Here is a 9,920-nt window from a genome sequence, read left to right as displayed (position 1 = left end):
TTGCGGGGCAGGGGCGGCTTGCGGGGCAGCCGGCGTCGGAGCGGGCGCAACGGCCTGCGCCTCGACGTCCAGAATCATCAGCACCGCGCCCTGGCCGACGCGGTCGCCGACCTTGACCTTCAACTCCTTGACCACGCCAGCCTGCGAGGCCGGGACTTCCAGCGTCGCCTTGTCGCTTTCCAGCACGACAAGCGGGTCTTCCGGCTTGATGCTGTCGCCCGGCTTGACCAGGATTTCGATGATCGGCACGTCCTTGAAATCGCCGATGTCGGGAACTTTGACTTCGATGCTCATGTCAGCCCTCGATACCATAGCGTTTTCAAGCGAAGTGGATGCCGGTTCGCGTGAAGAAAACGCGTTTAAAGGAAAGCTGTGAATTCCAGCGCCGCATAGGCGTCGGAATTCACAGCGCCAGCCGGCGAATGTCTTCCAGCACGCCCGCCAGGGCGCGGGCGAAACGCGCGGCGCTCGCGCCGTCGATCACGCGATGATCATACGACAAGCTCAGCGGCAGCATCAGGCGCGGCACAAACTCCTTGCCGTTCCACACCGGGGCCATTTTCGAGCGGACCACGCCGAGAATGGCCACTTCCGGCGCATTGACGATCGGGCTGAACGAGGTGCCGCCAATGCCGCCGAGCGAGGAAATGGTGAAGGTCGCCCCCGACATTTCCGCCGGCGACAATTTGCCCGCCCGCGCCTTGGTCGAAAGCTCGACCAGCTCCCTGGCGATTTGCAGCACGCCCTTCTTGTCGGCGTCCTTGATGACGGGAACCACAAGGCCTTCCGGCGTATCGGCGGCAAAACCGATGTTCCAGTATTTCTTGTGGATCAGCGCGTCCTTGGCCGGGCTGAGCGAGGAGTTGAAATCGGGAAACTCTTTCAGGCAGGCGACGCTGGCGCGCACCAGGAAGGGCAGCAGCGACACGCGATAAGGCTCTTTCGCCTTCTTGCCCTCGTCGTCGAGCTTTTTTCTGAACTCTTCGAGGTCGGTGATATCAGCCTCGTCGTTCTGCGTCACGGCGGGCACGTTGAGCCAGGAGCGGTGCAGGAACGGCCCGGACATTTTCCGGATGCGCGACAGCGGCTTTTCCTCGATCGGACCGAATTTGGAAAAGTCGATGGCCGGGATTTCTGGAATGCCCGAGCCGCTCGCGACCGCCGGGGCGGACACGCCGCCGGCCAAAAATTTCTTCACATCCTCCTTGGTGACGCGGCCCTTTTCGCCGGTGGCCGGCACCTGATTCAGATCGACGTCGAGTTCCCGGGCCAGCCGCCGCACGCCGGGCGAGGCGAACACCTTGCCGAAATCGGCCAGCGCGCCTTGCGGGCCGAGCAAAGCAGGGCCGGGGCTCGGCGCCTGCGCGACGATGTTGCCGGCGTCGGTATCGGTGACGGCGATGGGTTCGAGCCGCCGTTCCGGCGGCGGCGCGGCCGGTGTCACCGGAGCGGGGGCGGGGGCGCCCTGCGCGTCCAGCGTCAGGATGACGACGCCTTCGGAGACCTCGTCGCCAACCTTGACCAAAACCTCGCCGACCACGCCGGAGGCGGGGGCGGGCACTTCCATGGTGGCCTTGTCGCTTTCCAGCACGATCAGCGGGTCTTCGGCCTTGATGACGTCGCCGGGCTTGACCAGCACTTCGATGACGGGAATGCCTTTGAAATCGCCGATATCGGGAACCTTGACTTCAATCTTGGACATGGATTTGGACTTTCCAGAATCTTGCGGAGCCGGATTGAGGACGCTTACACGCGCGTCGGATCGGGCTTTTCCGGATCGATTTGATAGAGATCGATGGCCTCGGCGACCTTCTTGGCCGGGATCAACTGCGATTCCGCCATGGCCTTCAGCGAAGCGAGCGCGACGAAATTGCGGTCCACCTCGAAAAACGCGCGCAGCTTGCGCCGGTAGTCGGAGCGCCCGAACCCGTCCGTGCCCAACACCTTGTAGCGCGTCGGCACATAGGCGCGGATTTGCTCGGCGAAAGCGCGGACATAATCGGTGGACGCCACCACAGGGCTGTCGCCCAGCGAATCCAGCAGTTGCGTGATATAGGGAACCTGAGCGTCCTCCAGCGGATGCAGCAGGTTCCAGCGCTCGACATGATCGGCCTCGCGCTTGAGTTCGGTAAAACTCGTCACCGCGACAATGTCGGCGTGAACGCCGAAGTCGCGCTCCAGTTGCGCCGCCCCGGCAATCACCTCGCGCAGAATGGCGCCAGAGCCGAGCAGGGTGACCTTCTTCTCCTTGGGCGTCCCGGCGGGCGCCTTCTTGAACACATAGGCGCCCTTGACGATGCCCTCTTCGGCGCCTTCCGGCATGGCCGGATGCTCGTAATTCTCGTTGAGCAAAGTGAGGTAGAAATAGACGTCCTCATTGTCGCCATACATGCGCTTGAGGCCGTTCTGCACGATCACCGCGACTTCATAGGAGAAAGTCGCGTCGTAGGACACGCAGTTCGGGACGGTGGCCGACAGAATGTGGCTGTGGCCGTCTTCGTGCTGCAAGCCCTCGCCGTTGAGCGTGGTGCGCCCGGAAGTTCCCCCGAGGAGGAAACCTCGTGCGCGCATATCGCCGGCCGCCCAGCACAGGTCATGGACGCGCTGGAACCCGAACATCGAATAATAGATGTAGAACGGGATCATCGGCGTGTTGGAATTGGAATAAGACGTCGCCGCCGCGATCCAGCTCGCCATGGCGCCGGCCTCGTTGATGCCTTCCTGAAGCATCTGCCCGGAGCGGTCTTCCTTGTACCAGGACAGTTGGTCCGCGTCCTGCGGCCTGTAGAGCTGCCCGACCTGCGAGAAAATGCCGTACTGGCGGAACATGCCCTCCATGCCGAAGGTGCGGGATTCATCGGGCACGATCGGCACGATGCGCTTGCCGATGTTCTTGTCGCGCAACAAATGGTTGAGCACGCGCACGAACGCCATGGTGGTGGAGATTTCGCGCCCCTGCGTGCTCTGCAATTGCAGGTCGAAGGCCGACAGCGGCGGAATCTCCAGCGGCGCCGATACGCGCCGGCGCGCGGGCAGGTAGCCGCCGAGCGCCTGGCGACGCTCATGCAGGTAAGTGTCTTCTTCCGAACCCGCCGGGAACTTGATCAGCGGCAGGTGCTCGATCTCGCTGTCGGCGACGGGAATCTTGAAGCGGTCGCGGAACTGCTTCAGCGCCTCCAGGCTCATCTTCTTGGCCTGATGCGACATCATCTGCGCCTCGCCGGCGGAGCCCATGCCATAGCCCTTGATGGTCTTGGCGAGGATCAGCGTCGGCCGGCCCTTGTGCTCGCTGGCGGCCTTGTAGGCGGCGAAAATTTTTCGCGAGTCATGGCCGCCGCGCGTCAATTTCCAGATTTTCTCGTCCGACCAGTCCTTGACCATGGCGGCGGTCTCGGGATAGCGGCCGAAAAATTTCTCGCGAATATAGGCGCCGTTCTTGGACTTGAAATCCTGGTATTCGCCATCGACGCATTCTTCCATCAACTGGCGCAGACGGCCGGTAAAGTCGCGCGCCAGCAGTTCGTCCCAGCCCGCGCCCCACACCAGTTTGATGACGTTCCAGCCGGCGCCGCGAAAATCGGCCTCAAGCTCCTGAATGATCTTGCCATTGCCGCGCACCGGGCCGTCGAGGCGCTGCAAGTTGCAGTTGATGACGAAAATGAGGTTGTCGAGCTTTTCCCGGCCCGCGAGGCTGATGGCGCCGAGGGACTCCGGCTCGTCCATCTCGCCGTCGCCCATGAACGCCCAGACTTTGCGTTCGTGGGTCTGGATCAGGCCGCGCCCTTCGAGATAGCGCAGGAAACGGGCCTGATAGATCGCCATCAGCGGCCCCAGGCCCATCGACACGGTGGGGAATTGCCAGAAATCCGGCATCAGCCAGGGATGCGGATAAGAGGACAGGCCCTTGCCGTCCACCTCCTGGCGGAAATTGAGGATCTGCTCCTCGCTGAGGCGGCCCTCAAGAAAGGCGCGGGCGTAAATGCCGGGCGAGGAATGGCCCTGGATGAACAGCAGGTCGCCGGCGTGATTTTCCGAGGGCGCATGCCAGAAATGCATGAAGCCGACGTCATAGAGCGTGGCGGCGGACTGGAACGAGGCGATATGGCCGCCGAGTTCGGAGGAGACCTTGTTGGCCTTGAGCACGATGACGGCGGCGTTCCAGCGTATGGCGGCGCGGATTTTCGTTTCGATCCGCCTGACGCCGGGATGCTCGGGCTGGTTTTCCGGCGAGATGGTGTTGATGTAAGCGGTGTTCCAGGCAAACGGCAGTTGCGCCCCGTTCTTGCGCGCCTCGGTGACGACGTCGTTCAGAAGTTCGTCAACGCGCGCCACCCCCTCGAATTCCTGCACGGAATTCAGCGATTCCAGCCATTCCCGCGTTTCTTGCTGCGTTTCCCGAGCGGATTCGGTGCGGTCCATGGATTTCCCTCCGGACGCGAGGCCACGTCTCAAGGACGGCCCGCGTCCTCAAGTCTAACCCTCGGCTTATTGTTCCAGGCTTGCGCCCCTCCCGCGCGGCAGGTTCGTCCCGCCTCGCGTCCTTTTTTGTTCGATTGCGCCTGCGAGCTTATGTCACAGTTGACAAGTCAGGAAATGAATTGATTTCCTGACGACTATTCTGGATCGGAATGACGATGGAGCTGAAAAACCTGCGCGCCTTCGTGGAAGTGGTTCGCCACAACGGCTTCACGGCGGCGGGCAAGGTGTTGAACGCCACGCAATCCACGGTGAGCAAGACGGTGCGCCAGCTTGAGGACGAGATCGGCGCGCCCCTGCTCGACCGTCTCGCGCAAAAACCGCGTCTCACCGCGATCGGCGAGGTGGTTTACGCCCGCGCCTTGCGCCTGCTCGCCGAGCGCGACGACCTCCTGGCCGAAATCGCGGAATTGCGCGGCCTCAAGCGCGGCGTGCTCAGGCTGGGACTGCCGCCGGTCGGTAGCGGCATCTTGTTCGCGCCGCTGTTCGCGCGCTTCCGCCAGGCCTATCCCGGCATAGACATCCGGCTGGTCGAACAGGGCAGCGCCCGACTCGAAGAGATCCTGCGCCTCGGCGAGATCGATTTTGCCGCCTCGCTGCTGCCGGTGGATGACGATTTCGAGGCGCGCGAGGTGCGCCGCGACCCGTTGATGACGCTGGTCGCCGCCGACAATCCGCTGGCGGCGCGGAACAGCATCAAGGTCTGCGATCTCCGCGACACCCCGCTGATCCTGTTCGAGAGCGGCTTCGCCCAGAATCGCGTCATCATCAACGCCTGCCACCGCGCCGGGTTCGAGCCGGCGGTGGCGGCGCGCTCCGGCCAGATCGACTTCATCGTGGAGCTGGCGGCGGCCGGCGTCGGCGCCGCCTTCCTGCCGCGCCTGCTGGTGGAAAGCCACGCGCGGCGCGGCGTGGTGAGTCTGGCGCTCGACGAGCCCGATGTGGATTGGCGGTTGGCTTTGGTCTGGCGCAAGGGCGCCTATCTGTCCGACGCGGCGCGGGCCTGGCAGGCGCTGGCGATGACCTCGCGGTTCGATTGAGGCCGGATGAGGCGGTCGCCGCGCGATCCTTCCGCGCGCAATTGGCGGTCTTGACTGGATATACTGCATAATTCGCCGTTATAGCAGTACATGACGTAGGGATATGTTTAATCATCTGAATTTATTTAATAACAGGCTGACCATGGGTAATAGTCATGACATTATTTATGGTTTCCTTTAAATAAAATGCGCGAATCAGATAGAATCCGCCTTGTCTTCAGAAAAAACAGCGGAGAATGGCCTTGGACTACGTTTTCACTGCGCATAACATAAGATTGGCAGATGGGACGCAGACGCATCCGGCCTCGCCGAACATGGATCAATACGGGCGCTACAAGGCGGCCAAGCGCGCGTTGAACGTCATCTACAATGGCGACCTGGAAGGTCGAACCATCGCGGATGTCGGCTGCCTAGAAGGCGGTTACACCACCGAGTTCGCCCGGCTCGGCATGGAGGCGACCGGGATCGAGGTCCGCGACAGCAACTTCCGCAATTGCCTGTTGGTGAAATCCCGCACCTCGCTGCCCAATCTGCATTTCCTGCAACGGGATGCGCTGGAGATCGGACAGTGCGGCGACTATGACGGCCTGTTTGTCTGCGGCCTGCTGTACCACCTCGACAAACCCAGGAAGTTTCTCGAGGATGCGGCCAAGGTCTGCAAGAAGTTCATCATCATCGACACGCATGTGGCGCCCCGCATGCACGAACCCGCCGTCGATATCTTCCGCCTGTCCGACACCAGCACCAACGAGGGCCTCAAAGGGCGCTGGTTCACGGAATTCGACGCCGCGGCGACCGCCGTCGATCGCGACAACATGAAATGGTCGTCATTTGCGAACAACGCGTCGTTCTGGATTGAAAAGACGGCCTTGTTGCAGACGATGAGCGAACTGGGCTTCGACATGGTGTTCGAACAGTTCGACTGCGAAGACGATATCGAGACCCAATTCACGCGGGGCGACAGATACAACCATTCGCGCGTCTTCCTCGTCGGCGTGAAGACCGGCGTCTCGATCGCGCGCGCCCAATGACGTCCGGCGGCGCTGGCGACGGTTTCCTTCCGTTCGCCGGTCTCGCACGCGAGACCGGCGTCGTCTGGCGATTCGCCCTGGTCTGGCGCAAGGGCGCCTGTCTGTCCGCCGCCGCTTGGGGCTGGCAAGCGCTGGCGATGTATGCACTTTCTGGTTACACATGCATTTTTTATCAACCTTGATGCGTGCGCCTTATGTGTTAAATTTTATTTAAATTCAGAATGTTGGAGTCCAAAAAGTTGAACCAAGGACCAAGAAACAACCGGAACGTGTGAATTGCGCCACTGAAATTAACCATCTGTTAACCGTCCCGCGTGAGTCTGCCTTCATCGGACGAAGGAAATTCACGAGGAAAGCCATGTCATCATCCACGATTAACAATTCTTCGGTATCGTATTGGACCAATTATTCCGGCGCCCTCAATTTCAAACAGTTGACTCAACTCGCATCGTCACTTGCGCTTTTGGACTCGTCGTCTTCCTCTTCCTCGTCTTCCTCGTCCTCTTCTTCCTCGTCCAGCCAAGTCTCTTCCTCGGCGACGTCGTCGGATTCCGTCACGCTTCAGAAGCTGCTGGTGGACATTGACGGCAAGCTGACCCAGCTTCTCAATTACCAGACGGCCGCGACCACCTCGCTTCCCGACGCCGGCGGCTACGGCGCCACCACCGCCCAGGCCAACGACGCCTATGTCGCGGCCCAGAATACCGCCACCGGCGCTTCCGCCCCTCTGGACACCTCCAATCCCATCATCGCCGACGCCATCAACAACAATTGGATCACCAGCAGCAACACGCTCGACTTCAATGGCGCGTTCAACATCCTGCAAGACGCCGCCTCCAGCGACATGACGGCGACGAAGCTGGCGGGCCTCCAGGCGATCGCCCAGAACCTCAACGGGACCGGCTCCAACGCCATCACGACCTCGACCTATGTCAAGCAGATGTTCGACAATGTCGTCCTTGGCAACACCGCGAACTACATGATCGGCAACCTGTCCGCCACATCGACGGCGGCGCAGACGACCGCCCTGGTCTCCAAATGGTTCCAGGGAACCGACAATCCGAGCCTCGGCAGCGCCGACGCAACCTACCAGACCGTGAGCGGCAGCCTGTTCGCCAGCGGCGGCCCGTCGGCGTCCGACATCAACCAGGGCGCCCTCAGGGACAGCGCTTTCCTCGCCTCGCTTTCCTCGCTCGCGGCGACGAATCCCAGCGCGATCCAGAGCATGTTCCAGGACAACGGCAACGGAACGGTTGGCGTCCGCTTCTACCTCAACGGCAAGGAGCAATGGGTCACGGTCGACAAGCAACTTGCCGTCATGAACAGCGGAACCCAGAACAACGGCAGCAATCTGCTTTATGACAGCAGCACCAACGGCAGCCTGTGGGGCCAGCTCGCCGAAAAGGCCTTTGCGGAGTTCACGTCAGAACTCAACTACGGCAACAACGCCATGTACAACATTGCGTCGGACGGCAATTCGTACTTTGCCAGCGGTCTGAACACGACGCTCGGGGACTTCTCTCAACTCTCGCTTCAGGACAGCTCCACGACACACTACAACCTGACGTCGGATATCTCCGCCAACGCGCACTATTCCGCCATGAAAACCTGGCTCGGAAACCAGATCACGGCCGCGCTGTCGAGCGGCAACACGGTCACCATGCAGAGCACCTCCGGAAGCACCGGCGAAATTTTCAGCAGCAACCTGGTCAGCAACCACAGCTTCGCCGTGGTCGGCTACAATGCCACGACGCAGAAGGTGACGCTCGACAACCCGTGGAACGCCAACGGCGTCAATATCACGACGCAGTTCAGCATGACGCTCGACGAACTCGCCGCCGAGGGCGTGCGCTTCAACGTCAACGGCGGCGCGGTCATGACCGCGTGAAGGCGGCGGCGCGCCAAAAGCCCCGGACAAAGCGCAACCTCGCTGTATTGCCGGCGTTTCGCTTTGGACGACTCTCGTGGTAACGCCCTCCGCGAAGCGCCGAATCCGCGCGGACGTTGGAGGCGACCTTGTCCACGACCGATGAAAAACTTCCGCTCGACGAGAACCTGACCGATCCGGCGTTCGACGAGCGGATCATGGACGACGAGCAGGACGTCATCGATGGCGTCGAGGACGAATCCGGCGTCATAAAGGCGCGCGTAAAGAAAGTGGCCTCGGCGATCAGCGGCCGCCGCTATCGCAAGCGCCAGATGGTCCGCATCGACAGCCTGCGGCCTTCGCTCGCCGAGCGCATCCGACGCGACTACCCGGAACTGCCGGTCAACGCCAAGATCAGTTTTGGCGAACTCGCCCGTTACCAGATGCTCTATGTCGAAGAGTTGCTGCAACAGGAGCACGGCGAGTTCAGCGAACTCGACCGGCAGGTCGCCGAAAGCATCGCCAACCAGGACACCATCGCCGAGAACACCGAGGGCGAATACGAGGAAAATCGCACCTTCGGCGAGCGCCTGTCGGATCATCTCGCCAGTTTCGGCGGCAGTTGGGCCTTCCTGATTTCCTTCGCCGCCATGCTGGCGATCTGGATGGCTTACAATGTCGTGCGCGGCGAAGGCGCGGCCTTCGATCCCTATCCCTTCATCCTGCTCAATCTCGTCCTGTCCACGCTCGCCGCGATCCAGGCGCCCGTCATCATGATGAGCCAGAAGCGGCAGGAGGAGAAAGACCGCGCGCGCTCGTTCAACGATTATCGCGTCAACCTGAAGGCGGAACTCGAAATCCACCATCTGCACGAGAAGATCGACTATCTGATCTCCCGGCAATGGCAGCGCCTGTCGGAAATCCAGCAGGTGCAGATCGAAATGCTGCAACAGGGCGGTCCCCGCAACAAGACCAAGGTTCCCAAAAAGATCGGCGACCGAGTGCGGCGCGCCGAGGTCGAAGTCGAATAGGCGTCGTTTCCAGAGCATGATCCCAAAAAGTGGGCGCCGGTTTTTGGAAAAGATCATGCGAAAACAAGGACTCTAGAACGCGATGCGTTTCCGAGGAAACGCATTGCGTTCTAGGTGTTTTCCGCAAAAAGCGCTGCTCGCGCCCGGTTGCATCGAACCAGAAATTTAACGCGCTTGGGACATGATGGCTGCGGTCTCGTCAGCGTCCGGGTCGCCTTTTGCTGTTCAATTCCTTCCCCTTCATCCTTGTGTTCCTGCCGCTGGCCTTCGCCGGCTATTTCCTGGCGTCGCGCCTGCATCGCGCGCTTGGCGTGGCGGTGCTGGCGGGGGCCTCGCTGGCGTTCTACGGTAAGCGGCACGAGCGCACCAGGGGCTGAAGCCCCGGTGGGGACCGGCTCACGTGTCGCGCTTGAACCTGATCGGCATCCAGAACTGCCTCAGCGCCTCGACGCTCTTCGGAATCTCGCTGGACGCG

Annotated in this window: 9 protein-coding genes; 6 read left to right on the top strand and 3 right to left on the bottom strand. The window is 61.5% G+C overall.

What is annotated here, in order from left to right:
* The 3 genes from CCR94_RS16795 to aceE form a co-directional block, all read right to left on the bottom strand.
* A partial coding sequence (locus tag CCR94_RS16795) for a biotin/lipoyl-containing protein (RefSeq protein ID WP_146090058.1) occupies nt 1-294 on the bottom strand: 294 nt, incomplete at its 3' end.
* 109 nt (nt 295-403) lie between these two features.
* A complete protein-coding gene (gene aceF, locus CCR94_RS16790; RefSeq protein WP_104508999.1) occupies nt 404-1,834 on the bottom strand; it encodes a dihydrolipoyllysine-residue acetyltransferase in 1,431 nt (476 codons plus the stop codon).
* The gene (gene aceE, locus CCR94_RS16785; RefSeq protein ID WP_104508998.1) at nt 1,747-4,419 is read right to left on the bottom strand and encodes a pyruvate dehydrogenase (acetyl-transferring), homodimeric type; all 2,673 of its coding nucleotides are present in this window, start codon (nt 4,417-4,419) and stop codon (nt 1,747-1,749) included. The genes aceF and aceE overlap by 88 nt, the downstream gene beginning before the upstream one ends.
* 215 nt (nt 4,420-4,634) lie before the next feature.
* Here aceE and CCR94_RS16780 point away from each other — a divergent pair, with 215 nt between their 5' ends.
* From CCR94_RS16780 to CCR94_RS25155, 6 genes are all read left to right on the top strand, one after another.
* Nucleotides 4,635-5,516: a LysR family transcriptional regulator gene (locus CCR94_RS16780; RefSeq protein WP_104509001.1), complete on the top strand. Its 882-nt coding sequence runs from the start codon at nt 4,635-4,637 to the stop codon at nt 5,514-5,516.
* 242 nt (nt 5,517-5,758) lie between these two features.
* Nucleotides 5,759-6,547 carry a class I SAM-dependent methyltransferase gene (locus CCR94_RS16775; protein ID WP_158254805.1) on the top strand — a complete coding sequence of 263 codons (789 nt, stop codon included), beginning with the start codon at nt 5,759-5,761 and terminating at the stop codon, nt 6,545-6,547.
* Nucleotides 6,544-6,729 carry a hypothetical protein gene (locus CCR94_RS25705; protein WP_104508996.1) on the top strand — a complete coding sequence of 62 codons (186 nt, stop codon included), beginning with the start codon at nt 6,544-6,546 and terminating at the stop codon, nt 6,727-6,729. The genes CCR94_RS16775 and CCR94_RS25705 overlap by 4 nt, the downstream gene beginning before the upstream one ends.
* 392 nt (nt 6,730-7,121) lie before the next feature.
* Nucleotides 7,122-8,435 (top strand): C2 family cysteine protease, encoded by a 1,314-nt coding sequence (locus tag CCR94_RS16765; protein WP_104508995.1) that lies wholly within the window; start codon nt 7,122-7,124, stop codon nt 8,433-8,435.
* A 128-nt stretch (nt 8,436-8,563) separates the two neighbouring features.
* On the top strand, nt 8,564-9,445 hold the full coding sequence (locus tag CCR94_RS16760; protein ID WP_425332341.1) for a DUF1003 domain-containing protein: 882 nt from the start codon (nt 8,564-8,566) through the stop codon (nt 9,443-9,445).
* Nucleotides 9,446-9,663: 218 nt separating this feature from the next.
* Nucleotides 9,664-9,822: a hypothetical protein gene (locus CCR94_RS25155; RefSeq protein ID WP_158254804.1), complete on the top strand. Its 159-nt coding sequence runs from the start codon at nt 9,664-9,666 to the stop codon at nt 9,820-9,822.
* Nucleotides 9,823-9,920: the final 98 nt, after the last annotated feature.

The organism is Rhodoblastus sphagnicola, from assembly GCF_002937075.1.
GTDB classification, from domain to species: domain Bacteria; phylum Pseudomonadota; class Alphaproteobacteria; order Rhizobiales; family Beijerinckiaceae; genus Rhodoblastus; species Rhodoblastus sphagnicola.
Note: the sequence above shows the minus strand (reverse complement) of the source record. Positions and strands in the feature narration are given on the sequence as shown.